The sequence below is a fragment of the Xanthomonas sp. NCPPB 2866 genome, from assembly GCF_041475745.2.
GTDB lineage: Bacteria > Pseudomonadota > Gammaproteobacteria > Xanthomonadales > Xanthomonadaceae > Xanthomonas > Xanthomonas arboricola.
The window spans coordinates 1,588,530-1,612,023 of the sequence record NZ_CM192975.1; the positions used below are offsets into that span (position 1 = coordinate 1,588,530).

Genomic DNA, 23,494 nt, shown 5'->3' on the forward strand with positions numbered 1-23,494 from the left:
GGCAGGCGTAATGCGGGGGACAGCCGATTATCGCATTAGTCGGGAGCCGGGATTGGAGCTGGGAATCGGGAATCGGGATTGGGGAATCGGTCAAAGCAGGGTCATGCGGCCGTGTTGTCAAGGCGCGCCGGTGTTTGGCCACGCATGTAGCGTCAGGATGGAAGCGCACAAAAAAGGCGCCCTCACGGGCGCCTGCTCTTACCGATTCCCCAATCCCGATTCCCGATTCCCGGCTATTCGCGAATCCAGGTCTGGGTCCGGCCCAACGCCTCGATGCCCACATAGCCGCGCATCTGCAGCTTCTTGCCGCCATCGGTCAGGGTGACCTTGGCCTTGTAGGTCTTGCCCTTGGCCGGGTCGAGCACCGAGCCGCCGCTCCACACCGCGGTGCCGTCCGGCTTGAGGCCCCACAGGATGGTCATGCCCTTGATCGGCTTGCCCTTGAGCGCGCCATCGCACTTGTCGCAGGTCGGGTTGGGCCCGTGGTTGGACTGCAGGATGTCGACCACCTTGCCGCTCAGCGTGCCGTTGCCGAGCTGTTCGATCTGCACCACCGACTTGGGCTTGCCGGTCTCGTCGTCGATGGTCTTCCAGCGGCCCACCGGCGAATCGGCGGCCTGGGCCAGCAGCGAGGCGGCGGCCAGCGGCAGTGCCAGCATCAGGGTCTTGAAGGTCTTGCGCATGTGTCCCCTCCCAGGGATTGCTATGGCCGCCGTCGACGGCCTGACCGGAATGTATACCGTGGGGTATGGTGGCGGAAAGACGCGCTGCGGAATGCGTTCATTCGGCTACTGCAGCGTCACCTGCCTGCGGTTGTCCGCCGGCACGCGGTCGATCAGCTTGTTGTCCGGATCGAAGCCGGCTTCGACCGGCAGGCGGTCCACGGTCATGCTGAAACTGGGCGCGGCGCTGGTGACGTACTGCCGTTGCAAGGCCAGCACCGGCGCTTGTGCGTCCTTGCCGGCCGGAGCGCCGTAGATCGCCACTTCGATCCAGTCGTCCAGCGGCACTGCATGCTCCTTGCCCTTGCCATCGGCCTGCAGCTTGGCCGCCTGCGCTTGCACGGTCACCTCGAAGCGGCCATCGGGGCGCTTGCGTGCCTGCGCGCTGACCACGCGGTTGTCGTAGAAGGTGATCTTCTCGAACAGGTCGGTGATCAGCCCTTGCTGGTCCGGGCGTGCTTCGGCGCGAATGGCCTGCAGCAACTCGGCCGAGGTGGTGTAGGGCGGTTGTTGAAAGGCCTTGGCCGCCAGAAAGCGCTGCAATGCGCGATTGAGCGCCTGCTCACCGATGTCCTCGCGCAGCCGATAGAACGCCAGCGAGCCCTTGCGGTAGTGGATGTATTGCTGATCCTCCACCCGATACAGCGGCAACTCCTCGATGGTTTCGCCACCACGGCCTTCCAGGTAGCGATCCAGCTCGTAGCGGAGGAAACGGCGCATATGCGCGCGTCCGTACTCGCGCTCCATCACCATCAACGCCGAATACTGCGCCAGCGATTCGGACAGCAGGGTGGCGCCCTGCACGTTCGCACCGATCACCTGGTGCGCCCACCACTGGTGCGCCACTTCGTGCGCGGTGACATAGAACACGTAGTCGATGTCGTTCTTGTCGCGCAGGTCGGCGATGAAGCCGATCGACTCGGAGTAGGGAATGGTATTGGCGAACGACTGCGCAAACCGCGCGTAGCCGGGGAACTCGATGATGCGCACCTGATGATGCTGATACGGGCTGAAGTTGGCTTCGTAATAGGCCAGCGATTTCTGCACACTCTCGATCATGCGCTGCACGTTGTACGGATGCTTTGGGTCGTAATAGATCTCGATCGGGATGTTCTTGTAACGCGCCTTGCGCACTTCCCAGCGTGCCGACAGGTAGGCATAGAAATTGAGCATGGGGCGATCCATCACGTAGCGGAAGCAGCGCCTGCCATTGCGTTGGAATTCCTGTTGCAGATAGCCCGGCGCCAGCGCGATCTGGTCCGGCGCAGTGCAGACGGTGCTGGCAAAAGCGAGCCAGTCGGCATCGTTGCTGACGTAGGTGTTGGCGCGCGCGGCCTGGTCTTCGAGCTTGGGCATGCGGGTGGGTTCGCCCAGGCCGCGCTTGCGGCGCTCGTTGCGGTCGCTGATCTCGGCCTGCGTGTTGTAGCCGAACCAGGGCAGCCGGGTGGTGTTGAAGAAGCTGCCGTTGGCGACCAGTTCGGTCTGCGCCTGCTCGGCGGTGAGGCCATGCGGATGCTGGTCCACGCGGAAGCGGAACACGCGCTCCTGCCCGGGTTGCAGCGGTGTCTGCAGGCGATAGATGCGATAGCCGGCCGGGATGTCGTGCGTGGTCAGCGTCTGCCCGCCCAGATCCACCTTGACCAGGCTGCGGTCGCCAGTGCGGCCCTGCATGCCGATGTGCACTTCGCTGATCGGTGTGGGGTGGGTGTTGCGCACCGTCCAGGTGGCATCGACCACGACCGACTGGGTTTCCGGATGTAGGTCGACGTGGTTGTCGACGGCGACGATGCGCGGCTGCGGCAGATCCTTGTACTTGCGGTAATCGCGCTCGTAGCGTGCCTGCAGGTCCAGCTGTTGTTCCGGCGACAGGAAGCTGTTGTAGACGTTGGTGTTCCAGTACAGCCAGCCGCCGATCGCCGCGAAGCCGAGCAGGGTGATCGCCAGGGCCGCACCGGTCGGGCTGCGCAGGCGCCGTAACGCCAGCCGCACGCGCTGGCGCAGGTCATGGCCCACGCCGCGCGGCCAGAACGCCGAGGACAGCAGGAGCAGCGCCAGCAGGAACACGCCCCAATAGCCCTGGAACCACAACTGGCCGGGCAGGAAGTGCCCGTAGCCGTTCATGTCCGAATACGGCGCGTTGGGCCAGCCGCCAAAGGTGTAGAGGTTCTGGGTGTAGTCGAGCATCGACAGCACCGATTGCCCGATCAACACCAGCATCAGCAGCGCATAGCCGACGAACTTGTTGTTGCTCAGCACCTGCAGCGCCAGCGCCATGCCGCCCATCAGCACGTACAGCACCGAGCCCAGCGCCAGCGTCTTGAGATACAGCAGCGGCTCGATGCTGGTATAGCCACGGCCCAGCTGCAGCGCGATCGAGGTCAACGCACCGGCGGCCTGGAAGCTGGCGATCACCGCCAGCAAGGCGACGAACTTGCCGAGCAGCGGCACCCAATCGGGGACCGGCATCGCGTCGGTGATGCCGTCGATGCGGTTGCTGCGCTCCTTCCACACCAGCTCGCCGGCATAGAACAGCACCACGATGATCAGCAGAAAGCTGTAGCTGTTCTGCAGCGCCTCCAGCATCAACGAGGTCACCGGCAGCACGGCAGTGCCGTAATAGCGCGCTTTGAACAGCGCGGTCGGAATGAAGTTGGCCAGGCCCAGCATCAGCAGCACCACGAACGGCGCGCTGCGCAGCACGCCCAGCGTGTCGAAGCGGATCTGGCGCAGCAGTTGCCGCCATGCAGTGGCCGCGCCGAAGCGCGGGGTGACCGTCAGGCGTGTCGTGCCGACGCGCGCGCTGGCGGGAGGTGCATCAGCGGGCGTAACCGACGCCACACCACGGCGCCGCCGCGTCCCGCTGCGCTCGGTACGGAACAGCGCGAACGTAGCGGCAAACAACACACCGCTCATGCCCAGCCACACCGCGCGATTGGCGAGCAGGTAGCCGGTCAGCGGCGGTAGCTGGTGGTTGCGCTGCTCCACCGACCAGTAGCGCAGCGTCTGCGATAGCGCGCGAATGCCGAGCGGGTCGGCCAGCGTGGCAATCCACACATTGTCCAGGTCGGCCATCAGCGCACGGCTCACGCCGTAAAGCACGAAGAACACGATCACGCCGATGTAGACCCACAGGATGCTGCGCGTGGTCACCGCCAGTACCGCCAGCAGCGCGGTGGTGAACAGCAGGTTGGGCAGCACCAGCACCAGCAGCGACCACAGATAGGGCAGCACCGCGACCGGCCCAAGCCGCGCCTGATCGATCCACGGCATGAACTGCGCGGCGAACATGCCCAGCGCGATCACCACATACATCAGCATGCCGGCGATCAGTGCAGCACCGATGCGGCCGAGCAGGTAGTCGCGCCGCCGTATCGGTGTGGAAAACACCAGCTCGGCAGTGCCCAGGTCAGAGTCGCGCAGCAGGGCATTGCTGACGAACAGGGTGATCACCAGCAGGCCAAGCAGGCTGAAAAGCCCCAGCAGCGTGGCGATCACCGTAGGCGCATTGCGCAGCACGTTGCCGATGCCGCCGCCGATCTGCACCGCATCGCTGGACAGCGCGGCAAACGCCAGCAACGCGTACAGCGCGGCCAGCAGCCACAGCAAGGGCGAACGCAGTTGTTCGCGCAGCTCGAAGCGCAGGAACGCCATGATCATCGCCGCGCTCCGTCAGGCGGCCAGCGCTTGCTTGCGCAGGCGCTGGAAATAGACATCCTCAAGATCGGGAGCGACCTGTTCGAACCCCGGCTCCGGGCAGTCGGCACTGAACACGTGGATCACCGGGTGGCCGGCAATCAGGCGCGTGGACAGCACGGTGAAGCGCGCCTCGTAATCGGGCAATGCCTGCTTGCTGACCTGTTTGCGCCAGACCTGCTGATGCAGCATGTCGATCGCATCGGCGGGCCGCCCACTCAGCAGCACCTGGCCCTTGTTCATGATGGCCATCGTCGGGCACAGGTCGGTGACGTCTTCGACGATATGGGTGGACAGGATCACCACCACGTTTTCGCCGATTTCGGCCAGCAGATTGAGAAAACGATTGCGCTCCTCCGGATCCAGCCCGGCGGTGGGCTCGTCGACGATGACCAGTTGCGGATTGCCCAGCAGCGCCTGCGCAATGCCGAAGCGTTGCCGCATGCCGCCGGAATAGGTGCCGAGCTTGCGCTTGCGCGCGTCCCACAGGTTGACCTGCTGCAATAGTCGCTCGACCACCTCCTTGCGTTGGCCGCGATCGGTAAGCCCCTTGAGCACGGCGAAGTGATCGAGCATGTCCAGCGCGCTCACCTTCGGGTACACCCCGAAATCCTGCGGTAGATAGCCCAGCCGGCGCCGCAATGCGTCCTTGTCGGCAAGTACGTCGATGCTGCTGCCATCGGCGTCGGTCAGGCTGACGCTACCCGAGTCGGGTTCCTGCAGCGTGGCCAGCGTGCGCATCAGCGACGACTTGCCGGCGCCGTTTGGCCCCAGCAAGCCGAACATGCCGCGCGGGATGTCGAGCGTGACGCCTTGCAGCGCATGCACGCCGTTGGCGTAGGTCTTGGACAGCGCACGGATCTGCAGCATGGACGGGTCCTGTGTCCTGGGTGGCCTGATCTTCACGGCGTGACCGCAGTGCCGCATGCGCCGAAAGTCACAGAGACGATCGACTACGCCTGCTCGACATGACCGTGCGGCGGATGTGACCGAACCCGCAGGGGATGCTGCGCTCAACCCACTTCGTACAACTCCAGCGGCAGGTCATCCGGGTCGGCGAAGAAGGTGAAGCGGCGGCCGGTGTACTCGTCGATGCGGATGTCTTCGGTGACCACGCCATGCGCAGTGAGATGCGCCACGGCCGCGTCCAGATCCTCGACGCGGAAGGCGAGATGGCGCAGGCCGCGTGCTTCCGGGCGGCTGGGACGCAGCGGTGCGGCGGGAAACGAGAACAGCTCGATCTGGCCGCCGTCGGGCAGTGCCAGGTCCAGCTTCCAGGAATCGCGCGCCTGCCGGTAATGCTCATCGAGCACGCGCAGGCCCAGGATGTCGCAGTAGAACCGTTTGGACACCGCGTAGTCGCCAGCGATGATCGCCACATGGTGGATGCCGGCAAGCTTCATGCGGCACCTCGCAAGCGCTGCGCGATCGGCTGCGACGCGCCCAGACTGTCGGCGAGCGCTGGTGCGTTGCGCGCAGCGGCGGTGTCACGTGGTGCGCGTGCGGGCACCGCCGCGCTGGTCGAGCGAGACGTCTTCGCATGCATGGGTGGTTGCAGGGCGTGCGGCATGGCGACCTTCCAGGTGAACAGTACGCAAGCATACCCGCGGGCCGTTGCACGCTGGTGCACCGTCACAGCTTGCCATCGCATGGCTGTGCTCGCCTGGCCGCGCATGGCAGGATGCGTTGCCACCGATCAGACACGCCGATGCCCGAGCCGCCGTCCACCGCCGCACCGCAATTCCAGCGCAGCATGCAGGTGCGCCACCTGGTGATGTTGTCGCTGGGGGGCGTGATCGGCACCGGCCTGTTCTTCAATACCGGCTACATCATCGCCAGCACCGGCGCGCTCGGCACGGTGATCGCCTATCTGATCGGCGCGCTGGTGGTGTATCTGGTGATGCAGTGCCTGGGCGAGCTGGCGGTGGCGATGCCGCAGACCGGCGCCTTTCATGTGTATGCCGCGCGTTATCTCGGCCCGGCCACCGGGTACGTGGTGGCGTGGTTGTACTGGCTGACCTGGACGGTGGCGCTGGGCTCGAGCCTGACTGCGGCGGCGTTCTGCATGCAGTACTGGTTCCCGCACACACCGGCATGGCCGTGGTGCCTGCTGTTCTGCGCGCTGATCTTCGGCCTGAACACGGTGTCGGCGCGCTGGTTTGCCGAAGGCGAATTCTGGTTCTCGCTGATCAAGGTGATCACGATCGCGCTGTTCATCGTGCTTGGCGGCGCGGCGGTGATCGGCGTGCTGCCGTTGGCCGATGGGTCGCCGGCACCCGGATTGCGCCACCTGCGCGCCGACGGCTGGTTTGCGCAAGGCACGCTGCCGATCCTGATGACGATGGTGGCGGTGAACTTCGCCTTTTCCGGCACCGAGTTGATCGGTGTGGCCGCTGGCGAAGCCGCGCAGCCGGCGCGTGCGATTCCGCTGGCAATCCGTACCACGCTGGTGCGGCTGGTGGTGTTGTTCGTCGGCACCGTGCTGGTGCTGGCCGCGTTGCTGCCGGCCGAGCAGGCGGCGGTGGACACCAGCCCGTTCGTGCGCGCGTTCGAGTTGCTGGGCATCCCGTATGCGGCCGATGTATTGAATGCGGTGATCCTGACGGCGATCCTGTCGGCGGCCAATTCCGGCCTGTATGCGGCCGCGCGCATGCTGTGGTCGCTGGCCAACGAGGGCACGCTGCCGGCGCGGCTCGCTGGCCTGACCCGGCGCGGCATCCCGTTGCCGGCCCTGATACTGAGCATGCTGGGCGGCCTGTTGGCGCTGCTCACCGGTGTCTATGCGGCCGATACCGTGTTCGTGGCGATTTCGGCGGTGTCCGGCTTTGCGGTGGTGGTGGTGTGGCTGAGCATCTGCGCCTCGCACTACCGGTTCCGGCGCCAGTTGCTGCGCGATGGCATCGCGCCGGAGAGCCTGGCCTATCGCGCACCGTGGTATCCGTGGACGCCGCTGCTGGGCTTTGCACTCTGTCTGCTGGCCTGCATCGGCCTGGCATTCGATCCGCAGCAGCGCATTGCGCTGTGGTGCGGCATCCCGTTCGTGGCGCTGTGCTATGGCGCCTATGCACTCACCCAATGGCTTGCGAGCAGGAGGCAACCCGCATGACGATTCTTCCGCGCCAGCCGCGTGCCGGTGCGCCGTTCAGCCAGGCGCTGCAGCAGCACGGCTACGTGCTGCTGGATGGCGCGCTCGCCACCGAACTGGAGCAGCGCGGCTGCGATCTCAACGATGCGCTGTGGTCGGCGCGCGTGCTGATGGAGCAGCCGGAGCTGATCTACCAGGTGCATCGCGACTATTTCGCTGCCGGCGCGCAGTGCGCCATCACCGCCAGCTACCAGGCCACGCCGCTGGGCTTTGCCGCGCGCGGGCTGGACCTGGCGCAATCGCAGGCGCTGATCGCACGCAGCGTGGCCCTGGCCGCACAGGCGCGTGCCGATCATCTGCAGGCGCAACCGCAGGACGCGCCGTTATGGGTGGCCGGGTCGGTCGGGCCGTATGGCGCCTACCTGGCCGATGGCTCGGAATACCGCGGCGATTACGCCCTGCCGCTGGCGCAACTGATGGACTTCCATCGCCCGCGCATCGCCGCGTTGGCTGAGGCGGGGGTGGATGTGCTGGCTTGCGAGACGCTGCCGTCGGCCAACGAGATCGTCGCGCTGCGCCTGCTGCTGGAGGAGTTCCCGCAGCTGCACGCGTGGTTCTCGTTCACCCTGCGCGATGCGGCACATTTGAGCGATGGCACCGCGCTGGCGCAGGTCGTACCCGCGCTGGATGCGTGTGCGCAGGTGATCGCGGTGGGCATCAACTGCATCGCGCTGGAGCAGGTCACCGCCGCGTTGCAGACATTGTCCGCGCTGACGGCGCTGCCGCTGGTGGTGTACCCCAATTCCGGCGAGCACTACGATGCCGGCGCAAAACAGTGGCATACCGGCAGCACGACCGCCTGCACCCTGGCCGACCAGCATGCGCAGTGGCTGGCGGCCGGTGCGCGGCTGATCGGCGGTTGCTGCCGCACCACACCGCGCGACATCGCCGCGCTGGCGCGTGCGCGGGTGGCGGGCTGAGCTGCCTCAGCCCTTCTGCGTGGCGATCCAGCGCTGGATCTTGTCCTGCAGGATATCCAGCGGCACCGAGCCGTCCTTGAGCACTTCGGTGTGGAAGGCGCGCACATCGAAGCGCGGGCCCAGTTCGCGTTGCGCCTGCTCGCGCAACTGCGCGATCTTCATCTCGCCGACCTTGTAGGCCAGCGCCTGACCGGGGATGGCCATGTAGCGGTCCGCCTCGGCCTCGGCATCGGTCCGGGTCATGGCCGAGTTGTTGAGCATGTAGTCGATCGCCTGGGTGCGGGTCCAGCCCTTGCTGTGCAGGCCGGTGTCGGTGACTAGGCGAATCGCACGCCACAACGCATTCTGCAGATAGCCGTAGTAGTTGTACGGGTCCTGGTACAGGCCCAGTTCGCGGCCCAGCGATTCGGCATACAGCCCCCAGCCCTCGATATAGGCGGTCTCGCCGCCCAGGCGGCGGAACTTGGGCAGGTCGGTCAGCTGCTGCTGCAGCCCGAGCTGGAAATGGTGGCCGGGGATGGCCTCGTGCAGATACAGGCTCTCGGTCTCCCAGGTCCGGCGCGTGTCCAGGTCGGAGGTGTTGACGTAGAACACGCCCGGTGTGCTGCCGTCGCCGCTGGGACGCATGTACGAGCCGCTGGCGGCCGACTGCGCACGCTGCGGTTCCACCACGCGCACTTCCAGCGCCGGCATGCCCTGCACATTGAACAGGCGCGGCACCGCGGCCTGTACGCGTCCCTGCAGGCCGCGGTAGTAGCTCAGCAGTTCGGTTTCGCTGCGGAACGCAAAGCGCCTGTCGGTCTGCATGAACTTGTAGAACTTGGGCAGGTTGCCGCGGAACCTGACCTGCTTGGCCAGCGTGGCGATCTCTGCCTGCAGGCGCGCGACCTCGTCCAGCCCGATCTGATGGATCTGCTCCGGGGTCAGCTCGGAGGTGGTGCTCTGGCGCACGTCGTAGGCGTACCAGGCCGCGCCATTGGGCAGCGCGGTCAGGCCGTCGGTGTCGCGGCAGGCCGGCAGGTACTCGGTGGCGATGAAGCCGCGCAATGCCCGGTACGCCGGCATGATCCGCACTTCGATCAGCCGCTTGTACTCGGCGGTGATGCGCTGCTTGTCGGCCTCGGGCATGTCTGCCGGCAGGTTGCGCACCGGACCCCAGAACAGGCTGTCTTCGGCATTGCGCGCGATGATCGCGTCCAGCTGCGGCAGCACCTTCTGCATCAATACCTTCGGCTGCACCACGCCGGCCTGCATGCCCGCCCGCATGTTGGTGATGGCCTGGTCGAACAGCTCCGGGATGCCCACCGCGCGCCGCGACCAGTTGTCGTAGTCCTTGACCGTCTTGAACGGCTGCGCGCCGGTGCCCGAGCCCAGCACCACCGCGATGCTGGCGATGTTGTAGAACTGATTGATCGGCAGCATCCAGCTGGGGAACTGCTCGGCCGCCAGTGCGCTGCGCGCATCGCGCACGAAGATCTGGTAGCTCAGCAGGTCCTGCCCGCTCAGCCCGTCTGGCCCCAGCGCCTCGGCCTTGCCCAGCCACAGCACGGTGAAGTCGTGCGACTGCTGCCGGAACGCCGGCGACAGGAAGTTGGGCAACTGGTCGTTGTAGCGGGTCTCGCCCTGGAAGGTGGCCTGCAGCGGGTTGAGCTTGAGCGAGGCATCCCAGTACTGGTCGTAGAGCAAATTGAGCTGCTGCGCCTTGGTCAGCACCACCGGTGCGGCCACGGCACGCGGCCTGGGCTTGGCGGCCTTGCCACCCCTGGCGGCCTTGGTGGTCTTGGCCGCCGGCTTGACGGTCTTCTTGCCCTTGCTCGCCTTGGCGCGGGTTTGCGTGGTCTGTGCCTTGCCGGTTTTCTTCTTGGCCGCGTCGGCGGGCGCTGCCACTGACAGGCTTAGCACGGCGGCCAGGGCCAGGGACAGCAGGCGGGAAAAGCTGAGGGGCATTACCGGCTCCGGGAACAAGCGAGCGGGGAGCTTGCCCGATCCGCACCGTTCCGGCCACCCATGCGGCACACGGGGGGCGCCTGGAATTCATGAAGCCCGCTGCGCACGCCTGCAGCACGCAGGCATGTTGCAGTGCGATAGGCTTGTGCACATGCCAAGGGATGAATCGACATGCGGGACGCAGCTGCCCGTGCAGGGCGGGCAGGGCTTCTGGCGCGATCCGGCATTGCCCTTCGTCGAACTGCGCCAGGTGATCAACAGCCGCAGCCTGTGTTATGCCGCGCATACGCATGAGCAATGGTCGGTGGGCGCGATCGATCGCGGGCTGGCGCGCTATCGCAATGGACGCATGCAAGCGCAGGTGGGTGCGCGGTCGCTGACCCTGATCAACCCTGGCGATGTGCATGCCTGCAATCCGGATCAGCAGCAGGACTGGTCGTTCCGCATGCTGTATCTGGACGTGGCGTGGCTGCGCGAACAACAACGCGCACTCGGCCTGGCCGCCAATGCGGATGTGCACATGCTGGCAGCGCCGCTGTGCCAGACCCCGGCTGCCTATGCCGCGTTCGAGCGCATGCATGCCGTGTTGACCGATGGCAACGCCGATGCGCTGGCACGCGAGAGTGCGTTGATCGCGTTCGTGGCGCGGCTGCATCTGCATGTGGAGCCGATCAGTCGTGCGCTTGCGGTCGATACCGGGCCGATGCAGCGGGTGGCCGAGTATCTGCAGACCCATCATGCGCGTGCGGTCTCGCTGCGCGAGCTGTGCACGCTGGCGGGGATGCCGGCGCCGCGCTTGATTCGCGGCTTCCGTCAGGCGCACGGGCTGACCCCGCATGCGTATCTGCTGGATTGCCGTTTCCAGCGTGCGCGCGAGGCCTTGCGGCGCGGCGGTGACATTGCCGAGGTCGCCTACGCGCATGGCTACGCCGACCAGGCGCATCTGCAGCGCAGCTTCAAACGTGCCTGGGCGGTGACGCCGGGGCGTTACCGCAATGCCGTGCCCCATTCCAGCAACAGATAGACCGCGCTCAGCACCAGCAGCGCCGCCAGCACCCGGTTCAACCGCCGCAGCTGCCTTGGTACCTGCACATGCCGCCGCAGCACGGCGCCGGCCAGCAACCAGCACCCCAGCGAGGGATAGCAGATCAGCGCATACAACGCCGCAAAACCCGCCAGCTGCGTGGTGCCTGCGGTCGCATACAGGGCAACGCCGGAGGTCGCCGCCAGCCAGGCCTTGGGGTTGAGCCATTGCATCGCCGCACCGGTCCAGAACGAGGCCGCCGGGCGCGTCCCGTCGGTCTGGATGACGCCATCGTCGCGCAGCAGGCGCCAGGCCATGTAGAGCAGAAACGCCACCCCGGCCAGATGCAATGCACGGCCGAGCAGCGGCCAGCGTAGCAGCACCTGCTGCAGTCCCATGCCCACCAGCAACAGCAGCGCGACGAAGCCGACGGTGGCGCCGATCACATGGCGGTGCCCCGCACGCGCGCCGGCGCTGGCGCCGGTGCTCAGCGCGACCAGGTTGACCGGCCCGGGCGAAATCGAGCACACCAGCGCGAAGCTGGCCATTGCGACAAGATGGTCCATGGCGCGGAATCCATAGCGGGGCGCAACAGCATGGCCAGCGAGCGCGGCGACGGATTGAACAAAATTTCGATGGGCGGTCGCTGCGGGCGTTGCATGATCGGTAAACGCAGCCAGCGGTCGTCAGGCAGGCGACATGCCGGACCGATGAGGCCGAGTGCGAGCCAACGCCACGGATGCGGGTCCTCGCCTGGCAGCGCTGCGGCCGGCAGGTTTTTGCGTTGTCAGCCGGCGGCGGCTTCTTCGCGCAGTTGCTCGGCGCGCTCGGCGCCCAGGTATGCGCCGATGGCGCGGCGCGCCAGATACAGCAGCGGGATCAGTGCGATCGCAAAGCCCATCTTGTAGACGTAGTTGAGGGTGCTCACCGCCAGGAACTGGTCCGTGGACCAATGCTGCGGGCCGAGCACGAAGGCGATGTAGATCACCACGAAGCTGTCCACCAACTGCGACACCGCCGTGGAGCCGGTGGCGCGCAGCCACACGTGCTTTTCGCCGGTGGCGCGGCGGATGCGATGGAACACCGACACATCGATCAACTGGCCGAACAGGAAGGCCACCAGCGAGCCGCCGATCGTCCACAGCCCCTGGCCGAAGACCGCTGCAAAGGCGGCCTGGTAGTCGGGCACGCCCTGGCTCTGTGCCGCCGTGACCCACCAAGCCGCCGGCGCCAGTGCGATGGCGGCGAACGCGAACACGAAGCCGTAGCCGATCAGCGCCACCGCCACCCACGAGATGAAACGCACCCCGCGGCTGCCGAAGAACTCGTTGATGGTGTCGGTCATGATGAACACCACCGGCCACAGCAAGGTGCCGGCGGTGAAGCTGAGCGAGCCGGTCTGGCCGAACAGGTTCCAGTTCAACGGCGCGATGCCGAGGGTGTCTTCCAGCGCGAAGATCTTGACCCCGATGAACTCGGCCAATGCCGCGTTGACGCAGAAGAACGCGGCGAGCGCAATGAACAGGCGAACCGCACGATCGTCGAGGGTGCGCACCTGTGTCATGGCTTTAGCGATCCGCGGTACGGGTAAAGGGAACCGATTCGGGCGCCACTGCGCCGCCGGAGATGATGAAGCTCATCGCCTGGTCCACGCTCCAGTCGGTGGGCGTGAGCAGCTCCACCGGCACGATCTCCAGATAGCCGGAGGTCGGGTTGGGCGTGGTCGGCACGTACACCGCTGCCAGCTCGCGGCCGGTGCCCTGTTCCTTGATCACCCGCGTGACCAGACCGACCGACTTCATGTCCCGGTGCGGGAAGTCGATCAGCACGACGCGCTGGGTGCTGCCGGGCTGGGTCTGCAGGATGTCGAGCAATTTGCGCGCGCTGTCGTACACCACGCTGGCCAGCGGGATGCGCCGCATGATCGCCTCGAACCAGCGCAGCAGGCGCTGGCCGATCACCCGCCGGCTCAGGATGCCGACAAACAGGATCGCGCCCACGGTGGCGATCAGCGCGATGGTGTTCTGCACCCACAGCGCCTTGATCCAGCCCAGATAGTCGGGGAACGAGGCAGCGATGCGTTCGGACAACGGCACCACCCACGGGCTGCTGATGCCCGACAACAGCGAGAACACGAACTTCACCACCACCCAGGTCAACCAGACCGGTAGCAGGGTGAGCAAACCGGTCAGAAAGACGCGTTGCAGGGAAGGGCGGGTGGGCGGAGTGGGGGATTCGGACATACGCGCATTGTAGGCATTCGGCCGCGTCCGGTGCAGGCGCGCGGTGCGCCTTGTTCGCCGGGGAGACGGCAAGTGCGCATCGGCGTATGCCACTCGCGGCTCTGTCCGGGCCGCTCTAAGATGACACAGCTCATCCACGGACGGTTGCCCCCGCATGCTCGCCAAATTCCTCAAGTCGGCCCTGCTGGGGCTATGCATCCTGGTCGCCCTGCTGGTGGCCCTGTACGCGATCTCCGCGCGCTGGCCGATTCCTGACGCGCAGCGCCAGGCGTTGGCGCAACTGCGTCAACCGCAGCCGCCGCTGCGTGGGCCCAATATGTTCGCCGCGCTATGGTCGTTGGGGTACGCGGTACCCGATGCGCAGCGGAATGCGCTGGTTGCGCAGGATGTGCAGCGGTTCGCGCGCTTGCCGGCAGGCATGCAGCTGCAGAGTGCGGCCACGCGCTATCCGCGCCACCCGGATTGGCCGGCCACAGCGCCGGCGCCATGCACGCGCCACTCCGGGTGCCTGGACCGCGTGCGTCAGCAGCCGCAAGCCTATGCCGATGCGCTGGCTACCCAGATACCGTTGTTGTTCAAACTGCGCGATCTGGCCGGTTACGCCGATTACCGAAGCCCGTTCCCGCCTTCTGCCACTGCGCCGTTGCCGCCACTGCCTCGGTTCAATGTGTCGATGACCAGCAACGCGCTGGACTTTGTGCAAGGGCGCACCACACAGGCGCTGGTGGGTGTCTGCACCGATGCGCAGGTTGCACGCGTACTGCTGCGCAGCGGCGACAATCTGCTCATGCCGATGCTTGGCGCGGCGATGCTGCGCACCAATGCGCACCTGCTTGCCGACATGCTGTCCGAGTTGCCGGCGCAGCATCCGTTGCCTGCGCACTGCCTGGCCGCATTTGCGCCGCTTGCGGTCGATGAGATCTCGCTGTGCGACGCATTGCACGGCGAATCAAGGATGGCGCTTTCGATATTTCAGGAAGCCAGCCACAACAACGGCCAGGCAACCGATCTGTCCTGGGACGATCGATTGTCGCTGCATCTACTCGACCAGGAACGCACTCATGCGCTGATGGCTCCGACCTATACCTGGGCATGCAGCGCGCCGGTACGGGCCGTGCTGGCGCAGGATCAAGCGGTGCCGCAGGCACTGATTCCAGTGCCTGACACCATCTCGATGGGTTGCGTTGCCAATGCAGTGGGGTGTCTGTTGGCGGGTCTGGCACGCCCTGACTATGCAAATTACCAGCACAAACGGCAAGACACTGCCGCTGCACTGCGCGCGTTATCGGCCGTGCTGTGGTTACGCGATCACCCTGGTGATGCGCAGACACTCGAGCAGCGCCTTGCCGGCTTGCCACCATCGCTGCGCGGGCAAGCGCGCCCGCTGCAGCCCGCTGCGGACGGCCTGAGCATGCAGCTGCGTCAATACGCCAGGCCTGAAGACGGTGTCATGGAAGATCTGTGGCCGCTCGCAGGCAGCCGGATGGCGCATCAGTCCGGGGCGGCAGCGGCCCCGAAGAACCAGGCGCCCTAAGCATTGAAGGCCAGCGGACGGGTGTGGCGGATGCATGTGATCCACCTCGGCCCCGCGTTGGGCTGCCGATGCATCTGCTGGCAGCGCATCGTCGTGCGTGCTGCGTAGGAAGGCTAATACGCCAAGTTGGCAGTGCCGCTATCTGTTATAGCGAAAGCGTGCAGCGTTGCGATCAACACCAGCTTTCTTCCGCCTGCTCGTATGGACGCGCAAGAGCGCGCTGCGCAACGCAACGCGCCGCTCGTAGCGCGGGCTTAGAACCGGAAATTCAACCAGCCCATCACGAAGGTCGAATCGCCGTAACCGGCCTTTTCGAGCGCAGGCCCGGCCATCAGGTGTTCGGCGCGGAAGGTCACCGACCAGTTCGGGTCGATGTTCCAGGTGGCGTTGATGCGCGGCATGGTGCCGATACGGCGCTCGCCGGTGTTCTGCGTGCGGGCGTAGGCGCGTGCCTGGTTGTTGTAGATCGCATCGCTGGTGGTCTGCCGCCACAGGGTTTCCCATTCCAGGTTCACGGTGATCTTGGAAGTGGGCGAGAAGGTGAACGTGGGCGCGGCGGTGACCAGGTTGACCGGGCCGAAGAACGTCGCCCAGCTGAAGTAGATCGTATTGCCGTACAGGAAGTTGTTGTTGCGCAGCGTGCCGGTGCCGGAGGTGCCACCGCCGCCGGAAGCGATTTCGCTATGGAAGCCCAGGCGCGGTTTCCAGCCCGATTCGCTCAGCGTCCAGGCATTGGAGGTGCTGGCCATGTAGGCACGCAGATCGCGCCCGCCGTAGCTGCCGCGCTGCACGGTCACGAACGAGTCGGTGCGCAGCTTGCCCACATTGCCCCACAGGCGCAGGCCGTAATAGTTGCGGTTTTCTTCGGCAGTCTGCCGGCCCCAGACCTGATTGTCGTTGCGGAACTGGTAGAAGAACGGCTCCAGGTACATCGGCTTGGCGGTCGGCATGCGATAGCCGCCGACCACGCCGCGGAAGTGCCGCGAGCGGTCGATGCGATCGTCGCCCAGGCCCTCGGTGCCATCGAGGTTGAAGTTGAAATCGAACAGGTCCACACGGGTCTTTTCGCCGATCGCCCAGGCGCGCACACCGTTGAAGGTCACAAAAATATCGGTGTTGTCGCGCAATGCCATCAGCGTGGTGGGGCCATCGACAAACACCTGACGACCGACTCGCAGGCCGAGGTCGGCATCTTTGACGCGTCCTTTCACATCGAAGAACACCTGCTGCAGGATAGCGTTGTTTTCCTGCGTGCCGGTCTTGGTGCCTTCGTTGCGTCCATCCAGGCTGCCGTGCGCCAGTTCCGTATACAGACGGAAATGCTCGCCGACATGGAAGTCGGCGCCGAAGAACGCGCGCAACAGATACTGCTGCTGCGAATGGCTGCCGGGAATCAAACCGGGATTGGTGATGGTGTTGCTGCGCACGCGCAATTCATTGCTGAGCGAGACATACACATCGCCCGAGTCATTGAACGGAATGTACTTGAGCGGATCGAACGGACTCTTGCGCTTGGACGGATCCTTCAGATACGACCAGTCTTCGGCCCAACGCACCTGCCACATGTTGCCGCCCTGCTTGGCGCCCCAACCCTGCGCTTCCAGCGGATAACCCTTCGCGGCAGCGGGCGCTGCCGGAGCGGCGGGCGCAGCCTTTGCAGGCTCCGGCTGGGTCTGCTCGGCGTTGACCGGCGCGGTCTGCGCCTGCGCAAACCCCAGTCCCGGCAGAGACAACCCGATCGCCAAGCACAGGCGCCGGGTGGCACCAAAGGAAGTTTCAGCCATGGCCGGCTGTGCCAAGCGTGCTAGTCGCATCGTGTCGCCCTATCGAAAAAAGTGAGTCGTCTGAGCGAGTGGTATCGGCTCAGTGGGCACTGACTGTAGTGGAGCGCTGCCGCAAAGGGAGTAACCCAATGGTTCTAAGCACATGAGCGGGGATTGGGGAGTCGTGATTGGGGATTTGCAAAAGCAGGCGTGCAAGTGATGCGTCAGTTCTTCTTCAGTCCGCTTGAGTCAACGCAAGGAAATTCTCGGCCGGAATGCTCTGCGAATCTCCAATCCCCAATCCCCAATCCCCGCCTCATGACTACCGGCACATCCACTATACCCAACTTCGCAATAGCATTGCCTTCGACCTAGCGGAGATGGCCGATGAGCGAACCCGATGCCTACCTGCGGAAATTTCAGAAAGAGCTGAGTGCCGGCACGGTGTCGCTGGCCTTGCTGGCGGTGCTGGCGCAGGCCGAGGAGCCGCTGTACGGCTATCTGATCGCCAAGCGCATGGAGCGGCTGGACGGCGTGCTGAGCGGCAAGCAGAGCGCGTTATATCCGGTGCTGCGCAATCTGGAGGGGGCAGGGTTGCTGCAAAGCCATGTCGAGCCGTCGGCGTCCGGCCCACCGCGGCGCTATTACCGCATCACCCAAACCGGGCGTGATTGCCTGCGCGACTGGACCGCCGCCTGGCGCGCCACCCGCGATTCCGTTGACTCAGTGCTGGAGGGGACCCACTCATGACGACCATTGCGCAGGCACGCCCGTTGCCGACCACCATTCCCGATTACCTGGCGCAATTGCGCCAGGCCCTGGCCGGCGCGGACCCGGCGATGATCCAGGACGCGCTCTACGACGCCGAAGAGTACTTACGCGCCGAACTGGCCGAGCAGGCCGGCAAGAGCGAAGCGGAGGTGATCGCCGGCGTGGCAGGCAGCTACGGTGCGCCGGATGAAGTGGCCGAGATCTATCGCGAAACCGAAGTGACGGTGACACGTGCACTGCGCCCGCCGCTGCCGCGCAGACGCAGCACATGGTTCGGCAGGTTCTTCGGCGTGGCTGCCGATCCACGCAGCTACGGCGCGCTGTTCTACATGTTGTTGTCGTTGGTCACCGGCGTGTTCTATTTCACCTGGGTGATCACCGGCGCGAGTCTGTCGGCCGGCTTGATGATCCTGATCATCGGCGTGCCGTTGCTGGTGCTGTTCTTCGGATCGGTGCGGGTGCTGTCGCTGGTGGAAGGCCGCGTGGTGGAGACGCTGCTGGGCGTGCGCATGCCGCGTCGTCCCGCCCATCCGGGGCCGCAAGGTGGCTGGCTGCAACGCATCGGCGCGATATTCACCGATGCGCGTACCTGGAGCACGATGCTGTACTTCCTGCTGATGCTGCCGCTGGGCATCGTCTACTTCAGCGTGTTCACCACCTTGTTGTCGTTGGCGCTGGGCCTGGCCGCTTCACCGCTGGTGCTGCTGTTCGACAACACGGCGGTGCTGACCTGGGATGGCGTGGATGTCACCAGCGCTTGGCTGACGCTGCCGTTGTTCGTCGTGGGCGTGCTGCTGCTGTTCGTCACGCTGCACCTGGCACGCGCCTTCGGCAAGCTGCACGGCATGTTCGCCAAGCACCTGCTGGTCAAGAGCGGTGAAGGCTGAGTGCACCGTGTGATTGCCGGTTGCCGGTTGCCGGTTGCCGGTTGTGCGGCACGCGGCACGCGGCTGCGATCGCTGCAGTGTCACGTGGTCTGTAGTGAAAGGTCTGAAAGACGCAACGACTTGAAGTCCCGTAGTCGTGTACGTGGTTGGACAGTGCGGATGGAGCGGTCGCAGGGCGGCTGCTCTGTGGCTTGGCAGCAGGGCCCTTGCCCGCCCACCCTCGCAGGACACGCCGCAAGTACATCCTTGTAGGCTCTTACGCGGCATCCATGCCGCGTAAGGTCCCGCGACGGTGAGCGGGCAAGGACCAGTGGAGATGGTCGGTGTGCATGGTTTTAAACAAAGCAACCGACCAGCTCTCTGGTGCGGTGTGCTCGCCGGTTGCGGGACCCTCAGCGGCATGGATGCCGCTGAGGAGCCTCCAGGGACGGATTCACGGCGTGTCCCGCGAGCGGCGAGGGCACCGCGCGCTCGACGAACCGAGCGTTTGACTGCACTCGACCGACGTTGCTGCGCGAAGGCCTGGTGTTAGCTGCGTAGCGTTTGATCTGCAGCTTGGCTGCAGGCCCTTGCCCGCCCACCATCGCAGGACACGCCGCAAGTACGTCCGTGTAGGCTCTTACGCGGCATCCGTGCCGCGTAAGGTTCCGTGACGGTGAGCAGGCAAGGACCATCGAAGATGGTCGGTGTGTGTGGTGGCAAGCAGTTTCAATAAAGCGACCGGCAAACTGTCTTGTGCGGGCGCCACGCACCTTGCCACGCTGTGCGCTGTCTTTACGCGAACCAAAAATCCGCGCATAAAAAAACGCCCCTTGATCGGTCTCGATCAAGGGGCGTTTTTGTCGGCCGATCAGGCGCGCTTGCCGCGCTTGCGGATCGGGGTGACGGTGGCGGGGTCGCGGCTGCCGACCGGGTCGGCATCGTAGCGAGCGATGAATTCGCGCACCTGCGGGTACACCACTTCGCGCCAGCGACGGCCGCTGAAGATGCCGTAGTGACCGGCACCTTCCACCACCAGATGACGACGATGCGCCGCGTCGATCCCGGTGCACAGATCGTGCACCGCTTCGGTCTGACCAAGGCCGGCGATATCGTCCAGTTCGCCCTCGATGCTGAGCAGTGCGGTATTGCGGATCGCCGACGGCTTGACCAGCTGGCCATCCACTTTCCACTTGCCCTGCGGCAGCAGGAAGTCCTGGAACACCACGCGGATGGTGTCCAGGTAATACTCGGCCGGCATGTCGAGCACGGCGTTGTATTCGTCGTAGAACTGCCGGTGCGCCTGCGCGTCCTGCAGGTCGCCCTTGACCAGATCGGTGTAGAAATCCCAATGCGACATCACGTGCCGGTTGGGGTTCATCGACAGGAAGCCGGCATGCTGCAGGAAACCCGGATACACCTGCCGGCCGTGGCCCGGATACGGGAACGGCACGGTGTGGATCAGGTTGTTCTGGAACCACTCGATACCATTTTCGGTGGCCAGGTTGTTGACCTGGGTCGGGCTGCGGCGCGCATCGATCGGCCCGCCCATCATCACCAGCGAGCGCGGCGTGGGTTCGTCGTTGGTGGCCATCAGCGACACCGCCGCGAGCACCGGCACGGTGGGCTGACACACGCTCACCACATGCAGGCGCTCGGCGCCGATGTGACGGATGAACTCCTGGATGTAGCTGATGTAGTCCTCGAGCCGGAAGGCGCCGGCTTCCAGCGGCACCATGCGCGCATCGACCCAGTCGGTGACATAGACCTTGTGGTTGCGCAGCAGGGTGCGCACGGTGTCGCGCAACAGGGTGGCGTGGTGGCCGGACAAGGGCGCCACCACCAGCACGGCCGGCTGCTGCTTCATCGTGCCGATCAGCTCGACATGGTCGCTGAAACGCTTGAAGCGCAGCAGACGGCAGAACGGCTTGCTCAGCACCTCGCGTTCGATGATCGGCAACGAATGGCCGTCGACCTCGACATCGTCGAGCGCCCAGGCCGGCTTTTCGTATTCCTTGCCCAAGCGATGGAACAGCTCATTGCTGGCCGCCATGCGTTCGGCGCCCGGGAGCGAGGCCCACAGACTGTCGGGGTCGGAGAACATCTTGGCGTTCGCCTGGGCCTGGTGTACCCAAGGGGCTAGCAGATTGCGGGTCAGCTCGTGCAGTTGATAAAGCATTCCACCCATCCGTGCGGCTCTTTGCTGCCGCGCAGCATACCCCCTTTGGCGCATTTGCACCTTAATGGGGCTGCGGACGGTAGAGGCTGTCATACGATTTATGGCAGGCGTTAGCGGCCTGATTTGCCGCGATTTGGTGTGCCGTTAGTGGTAATTCTTCGGATGGCTGCGCGAGCCGAAAGCGCGCGTTCGTCGCAGAACGCTATGTCTGCTGGACGCGTCTTCTTTCCTGCAGGGCAGGGATGGGTGAGGTGCGCGGCAAAGCCCAGTGCACTCAACCCTCATCAGCGCTCGATCTCCACCAGGCTTCGCACGCACCCTCATCCGCCCCTGCGGGGCACCTTCTCCCGGCGGGAGAAGGAAATGAAGCCGCTCAGCGTGCGAGGAGGGATGCGTGAACTAAAGCTCCTCTCCTGCGGGAGAGGGGGTGGGGTGAGGGGACGCGGCGAAGCCACTCGCCACGCGTGCCTCAACCGGCCAGCGTCCTGCTCAGCCGCGCTCCAGCGCAGCCGCCTCATCGGCCAACTGCGGCGACAACCAGCAGTGCGAGCCGAGTGCAGCAAACCCCACGCTGGCGAAGCGGCGCCGATACCAGCGCGCCGGCCGCGCCTGAAAACCATCGTGGTCGCCTTCGAAGGCATCCTCTTCGGCGAAGGTTTCCAGAAATGCCACGCCCGCGCACATCTCGGCCAACCCCGGCAGGCCGTGGTTGAACTCGCGCGTGGGCACGTAATGCAGCACGTCCGAGCAGATCAGCAGATCCACCGGCGCGCACGGGCGCAGCCAGGCGAAATCGCCGAAGCGGGCAGGGTGGATCTGCCGGCTGCGTCCGTAACGCTGCACCACATAGGCGCTGCTGTCGAAGCCCAGATAACTTAGCTTGGGGCGTAACGCCAGCAATGGCGCGCGCCAGGCCGCCTCGCCGCAGCCGATATCCAGCACGCTGCGGATCGGGCGCTCCAGGTAGTACTCGGCTTGGCTCACCGCCAGTGCGACCTTGCGTCGCAGACGCGCAGGGTCGGCCAGCCCGGCATCCCGGTACCAGCGGCGGAAATAGTGGGCGTCGTACTGCTTGTCGTCGGGTTCGGACATGGACGTCAGGTGCTTTCGCGTCAGCGGATAGGTGAAAATGCGGGCCATCCTACGCCAGCCAGCGAAGCCAGCACATGACCCTGTACCTGTGGATTAAGACCTTCCATCTGTTGTTCGTCACTGCATGGATGGCGGCGGTGTTCTACCTGCCACGCATCCTGGTCAATATCGCCGAAGCCGGTGCCGAGCCTGCGGTGCGCACGCGCCTGGTGCTGATGGGGCGCCGCCTCTACAAATTCGGCCACAGCATGCTGGGGCTGGCGCTGCTGCTGGGCGCGGTGCTGTGGCAGGGCTATCGGGTGATTCCGGATTTTCCGACGATGGTGGCCGGTGGCTGGCTGCACGCAAAACTGTTTGCGGTGGCCTTGATCCTGGCGCATTACATCGTGGCCGGGCGCTGGTTGAAGGGCGTGGATCAGGGCCGCAGCCTGCCCAGCGGCCGCGCATTGCGGCTGTTCAATGAAGTCCCGGTGGTCTTGCTGGTCGGGGTGATCTGGCTGGTGCTGGCCAAGCCGTTCTGACACAACACCCCGGCAGTGCATGCGCTTGCCGGATGCGCCGGTCGTCGCTGGCGTGTTCGCGCAGCACGGCGGTGATGTGGCGCGGATGGTCGAGGGATTCCGCCAGGGCGCCATTGCGAAGCGGCTGCATCGACGATTGCAGCAGGTGATCGATCCGGGCCTTCAGGCTTGCCGCTATCCCAGGCTTTCTGGGCATCGCGGCACTCTATCGTTGCGTACCAGTCTTCTGGGAACACGGTGCTCTCACCATCCGTGTTTCACCGCTTGAGTATCGCGTCAGGCGGAGATCACGCCTGGGCGCCGAGCTCGCTCAGCCCCTTGCGCGCCAGGTCGATCCAGGCGCGCTGCTCGCGCTGGTAATGCTTGGGGGAGGCGGCTGCGTGGCGCAGCACCTGCTCGAAGACGGCCCTGGCGTCTTGCGGGCGCGCGGCGCGCAACAACAGCTGCGCATAACGCACGCGTGCTTCTTCGCCCGGATAGCCTTGCGCAAGCGTCTCGTATTCGTGCAGCGCCTCGTCGATGCTGCCGCTGTCTTCGACTGCGCGCGCGTACAGCAGGTGCCCGTCGTGCGAACGGAAATTCGGATTGGCCGCGATCAACGCGTCCAGCGTCTTGCGCGTGTCTGCGGCCTGGCCCAGCCCGTACTGGGCCTTGGCCAGGCCCAGCATCAGGTCCGGATCGTCCTGGTAAATGCCGCGCAGCGCGCCCTGATACAGCTCGGCGGCACGCGCGTAGTCGCCCTGTTCCAGCAGCGTCTGCGCGAGGCGACGGCGATTCTCGGGAGTGTCGGCCACATCCAGCTGGCGCGATGCGTCGCGTTGTTCGCGTTGCGGATCGATGCGCTGACGCACCTTGCGCAGGCCACGGCGCGCCGTCGGGTCGTTGCGCAGGTCCGGGATCACCGCCACGCACACGTAGACCAGGACCGCCAGTAACGAAAACGCCAGCAGGATGAAGATCCAGTACAGCGGGCGGCCGCTGCGCACCACATGTACGCAGCAGGCGGCCTGCAAGACCAGCGACAGCAGAAGTAGCGGGCTCATATCCGAACAGGTCCTTCCATGGTGGGCAATC

Annotated in this window: 19 protein-coding genes; 7 read left to right on the top strand and 12 right to left on the bottom strand. The window is 65.5% G+C overall.

Annotation, left to right across the window (positions count from 1 at the left end; genetic code table 11):
• Positions 1-233 precede the first annotated feature (233 nt).
• From ACCQ04_RS06865 to gloA2, 4 genes are all read right to left on the bottom strand, one after another.
• A complete protein-coding gene (locus tag ACCQ04_RS06865) occupies positions 234-683 on the bottom strand; it encodes a DUF2147 domain-containing protein (protein ID WP_016904108.1) in 450 nt (149 codons plus the stop codon).
• 105 nt (positions 684-788) lie between these two features.
• A complete protein-coding gene (locus tag ACCQ04_RS06870; protein ID WP_226426620.1) occupies positions 789-4,379 on the bottom strand; it encodes an ABC transporter permease/M1 family aminopeptidase in 3,591 nt (1,196 codons plus the stop codon).
• A gap of 12 nt (positions 4,380-4,391) precedes the next feature.
• Positions 4,392-5,285, bottom strand: coding sequence for an ABC transporter ATP-binding protein (locus ACCQ04_RS06875; RefSeq protein ID WP_104542984.1), 894 nt, complete (start codon positions 5,283-5,285; stop codon positions 4,392-4,394).
• Between the two features lie 143 nt (positions 5,286-5,428).
• A complete protein-coding gene (gene gloA2, locus ACCQ04_RS06880; RefSeq protein WP_024940636.1) occupies positions 5,429-5,818 on the bottom strand; it encodes an SMU1112c/YaeR family gloxylase I-like metalloprotein in 390 nt (129 codons plus the stop codon).
• A gap of 305 nt (positions 5,819-6,123) precedes the next feature.
• Here gloA2 and mmuP point away from each other — a divergent pair, with 305 nt between their 5' ends.
• Both mmuP and mmuM read left to right on the top strand, forming a co-directional pair.
• Positions 6,124-7,521 carry an S-methylmethionine permease gene (gene mmuP / locus ACCQ04_RS06885; RefSeq protein ID WP_226426619.1) on the top strand — a complete coding sequence of 466 codons (1,398 nt, stop codon included), beginning with the start codon at positions 6,124-6,126 and terminating at the stop codon, positions 7,519-7,521.
• On the top strand, positions 7,518-8,480 hold the full coding sequence (gene mmuM, locus ACCQ04_RS06890; RefSeq protein WP_226426618.1) for a homocysteine S-methyltransferase: 963 nt from the start codon (positions 7,518-7,520) through the stop codon (positions 8,478-8,480). Before mmuP ends, mmuM begins: the two co-directional genes overlap by 4 nt.
• A gap of 6 nt (positions 8,481-8,486) precedes the next feature.
• Here the strand turns inward: mmuM and ACCQ04_RS06895 are convergent, their stop codons facing one another.
• On the bottom strand, positions 8,487-10,427 hold the full coding sequence (locus ACCQ04_RS06895; RefSeq protein ID WP_226426617.1) for a DUF885 domain-containing protein: 1,941 nt from the start codon (positions 10,425-10,427) through the stop codon (positions 8,487-8,489).
• Positions 10,428-10,617: 190 nt separating this feature from the next.
• Here ACCQ04_RS06895 and ACCQ04_RS06900 point away from each other — a divergent pair, with 190 nt between their 5' ends.
• The gene (locus ACCQ04_RS06900) at positions 10,618-11,451 is read left to right on the top strand and encodes an AraC family transcriptional regulator (RefSeq protein WP_024940640.1); all 834 of its coding nucleotides are present in this window, start codon (positions 10,618-10,620) and stop codon (positions 11,449-11,451) included.
• Here the strand turns inward: ACCQ04_RS06900 and ACCQ04_RS06905 are convergent.
• The 3 genes from ACCQ04_RS06905 to ACCQ04_RS06915 all read right to left on the bottom strand — a co-directional run bounded on the left by ACCQ04_RS06905 (position 11,415) and on the right by ACCQ04_RS06915 (position 13,694).
• Positions 11,415-12,017: a LysE family translocator gene (locus tag ACCQ04_RS06905; protein ID WP_184516731.1), complete on the bottom strand. Its 603-nt coding sequence runs from the start codon at positions 12,015-12,017 to the stop codon at positions 11,415-11,417. The two genes, ACCQ04_RS06900 and ACCQ04_RS06905, sit on opposite strands and share 37 nt — an antisense overlap.
• Before the next feature lie 221 nt (positions 12,018-12,238).
• Positions 12,239-13,015, bottom strand: coding sequence for a queuosine precursor transporter (locus ACCQ04_RS06910; RefSeq protein WP_024940642.1), 777 nt, complete (start codon positions 13,013-13,015; stop codon positions 12,239-12,241).
• Positions 13,016-13,019: 4 nt separating this feature from the next.
• On the bottom strand, positions 13,020-13,694 hold the full coding sequence (locus tag ACCQ04_RS06915) for a DUF502 domain-containing protein (RefSeq protein ID WP_024940643.1): 675 nt from the start codon (positions 13,692-13,694) through the stop codon (positions 13,020-13,022).
• Positions 13,695-13,848: 154 nt separating this feature from the next.
• On the opposite strand from ACCQ04_RS06915, the gene ACCQ04_RS06920 reads away from it, so the two are divergent.
• Complete coding sequence (locus ACCQ04_RS06920) at positions 13,849-15,228, top strand: hypothetical protein (RefSeq protein WP_226426616.1); 1,380 nt, start codon at positions 13,849-13,851, stop codon at positions 15,226-15,228.
• Between the two features lie 254 nt (positions 15,229-15,482).
• Here ACCQ04_RS06920 and ACCQ04_RS06925 read toward each other — a convergent pair whose 3' ends face one another.
• Complete coding sequence (locus ACCQ04_RS06925) at positions 15,483-17,042, bottom strand: alginate export family protein (protein ID WP_226426615.1); 1,560 nt, start codon at positions 17,040-17,042, stop codon at positions 15,483-15,485.
• Positions 17,043-17,378: 336 nt separating this feature from the next.
• Between ACCQ04_RS06925 and ACCQ04_RS06930 the strand changes: the two genes are divergently transcribed.
• Together ACCQ04_RS06930 and ACCQ04_RS06935 are read left to right on the top strand one after the other, a co-directional pair.
• A complete protein-coding gene (locus ACCQ04_RS06930; RefSeq protein WP_016904272.1) occupies positions 17,379-17,741 on the top strand; it encodes a PadR family transcriptional regulator in 363 nt (120 codons plus the stop codon).
• A complete protein-coding gene (locus tag ACCQ04_RS06935) occupies positions 17,738-18,649 on the top strand; it encodes a sensor domain-containing protein (protein ID WP_226426614.1) in 912 nt (303 codons plus the stop codon). Before ACCQ04_RS06930 ends, ACCQ04_RS06935 begins: the two co-directional genes overlap by 4 nt.
• A gap of 850 nt (positions 18,650-19,499) precedes the next feature.
• Here the strand turns inward: ACCQ04_RS06935 and ACCQ04_RS06940 are convergent.
• On the bottom strand, positions 19,500-20,807 hold the full coding sequence (locus tag ACCQ04_RS06940) for a polyhydroxyalkanoate depolymerase (protein WP_039520278.1): 1,308 nt from the start codon (positions 20,805-20,807) through the stop codon (positions 19,500-19,502).
• A 489-nt stretch (positions 20,808-21,296) separates the two neighbouring features.
• Complete coding sequence (locus tag ACCQ04_RS06945) at positions 21,297-21,899, bottom strand: methyltransferase domain-containing protein (RefSeq protein ID WP_226426613.1); 603 nt, start codon at positions 21,897-21,899, stop codon at positions 21,297-21,299.
• Positions 21,900-21,973: 74 nt separating this feature from the next.
• Here ACCQ04_RS06945 and ACCQ04_RS06950 point away from each other — a divergent pair, with 74 nt between their 5' ends.
• Positions 21,974-22,420 carry a CopD family protein gene (locus ACCQ04_RS06950; protein ID WP_016902407.1) on the top strand — a complete coding sequence of 149 codons (447 nt, stop codon included), beginning with the start codon at positions 21,974-21,976 and terminating at the stop codon, positions 22,418-22,420.
• 287 nt (positions 22,421-22,707) lie between these two features.
• Here ACCQ04_RS06950 and ACCQ04_RS06955 read toward each other — a convergent pair whose 3' ends face one another.
• Positions 22,708-23,463: a tetratricopeptide repeat protein gene (locus tag ACCQ04_RS06955; RefSeq protein ID WP_046342159.1), complete on the bottom strand. Its 756-nt coding sequence runs from the start codon at positions 23,461-23,463 to the stop codon at positions 22,708-22,710.
• Positions 23,464-23,494 lie beyond the last annotated feature (31 nt).

Excerpts from the sequence above, each read along its gene's own strand:
- ACCQ04_RS06945 (WP_226426613.1), bottom strand. The coding sequence starts at position 21,899 with ATGTCCGAACCCGACGACAAGCAGTACGACGCCCACTATTTCCGCCGC.
- ACCQ04_RS06875 (WP_104542984.1), bottom strand. The coding sequence starts at position 5,285 with ATGCTGCAGATCCGTGCGCTGTCCAAGACCTACGCCAACGGCGTGCAT.
- ACCQ04_RS06940 (WP_039520278.1), bottom strand. The coding sequence starts at position 20,807 with ATGCTTTATCAACTGCACGAGCTGACCCGCAATCTGCTAGCCCCTTGG.
- ACCQ04_RS06955 (WP_046342159.1), bottom strand. The coding sequence starts at position 23,463 with ATGAGCCCGCTACTTCTGCTGTCGCTGGTCTTGCAGGCCGCCTGCTGC.
- mmuP (WP_226426619.1), top strand. The coding sequence starts at position 6,124 with ATGCCCGAGCCGCCGTCCACCGCCGCACCGCAATTCCAGCGCAGCATG.
- ACCQ04_RS06895 (WP_226426617.1), bottom strand. The coding sequence starts at position 10,427 with ATGCCCCTCAGCTTTTCCCGCCTGCTGTCCCTGGCCCTGGCCGCCGTG.
- ACCQ04_RS06870 (WP_226426620.1), bottom strand. The coding sequence starts at position 4,379 with ATGATCATGGCGTTCCTGCGCTTCGAGCTGCGCGAACAACTGCGTTCG.
- ACCQ04_RS06930 (WP_016904272.1), top strand. The coding sequence starts at position 17,379 with ATGAGCGAACCCGATGCCTACCTGCGGAAATTTCAGAAAGAGCTGAGT.
- ACCQ04_RS06915 (WP_024940643.1), bottom strand. The coding sequence starts at position 13,694 with ATGTCCGAATCCCCCACTCCGCCCACCCGCCCTTCCCTGCAACGCGTC.
- ACCQ04_RS06905 (WP_184516731.1), bottom strand. The coding sequence starts at position 12,017 with ATGGACCATCTTGTCGCAATGGCCAGCTTCGCGCTGGTGTGCTCGATT.
- ACCQ04_RS06920 (WP_226426616.1), top strand. The coding sequence starts at position 13,849 with ATGCTCGCCAAATTCCTCAAGTCGGCCCTGCTGGGGCTATGCATCCTG.
- ACCQ04_RS06910 (WP_024940642.1), bottom strand. The coding sequence starts at position 13,015 with ATGACACAGGTGCGCACCCTCGACGATCGTGCGGTTCGCCTGTTCATT.
- mmuM (WP_226426618.1), top strand. The coding sequence starts at position 7,518 with ATGACGATTCTTCCGCGCCAGCCGCGTGCCGGTGCGCCGTTCAGCCAG.
- gloA2 (WP_024940636.1), bottom strand. The coding sequence starts at position 5,818 with ATGAAGCTTGCCGGCATCCACCATGTGGCGATCATCGCTGGCGACTAC.
- ACCQ04_RS06925 (WP_226426615.1), bottom strand. The coding sequence starts at position 17,042 with ATGCGACTAGCACGCTTGGCACAGCCGGCCATGGCTGAAACTTCCTTT.
- ACCQ04_RS06865 (WP_016904108.1), bottom strand. The coding sequence starts at position 683 with ATGCGCAAGACCTTCAAGACCCTGATGCTGGCACTGCCGCTGGCCGCC.
- ACCQ04_RS06935 (WP_226426614.1), top strand. The coding sequence starts at position 17,738 with ATGACGACCATTGCGCAGGCACGCCCGTTGCCGACCACCATTCCCGAT.
- ACCQ04_RS06950 (WP_016902407.1), top strand. The coding sequence starts at position 21,974 with ATGACCCTGTACCTGTGGATTAAGACCTTCCATCTGTTGTTCGTCACT.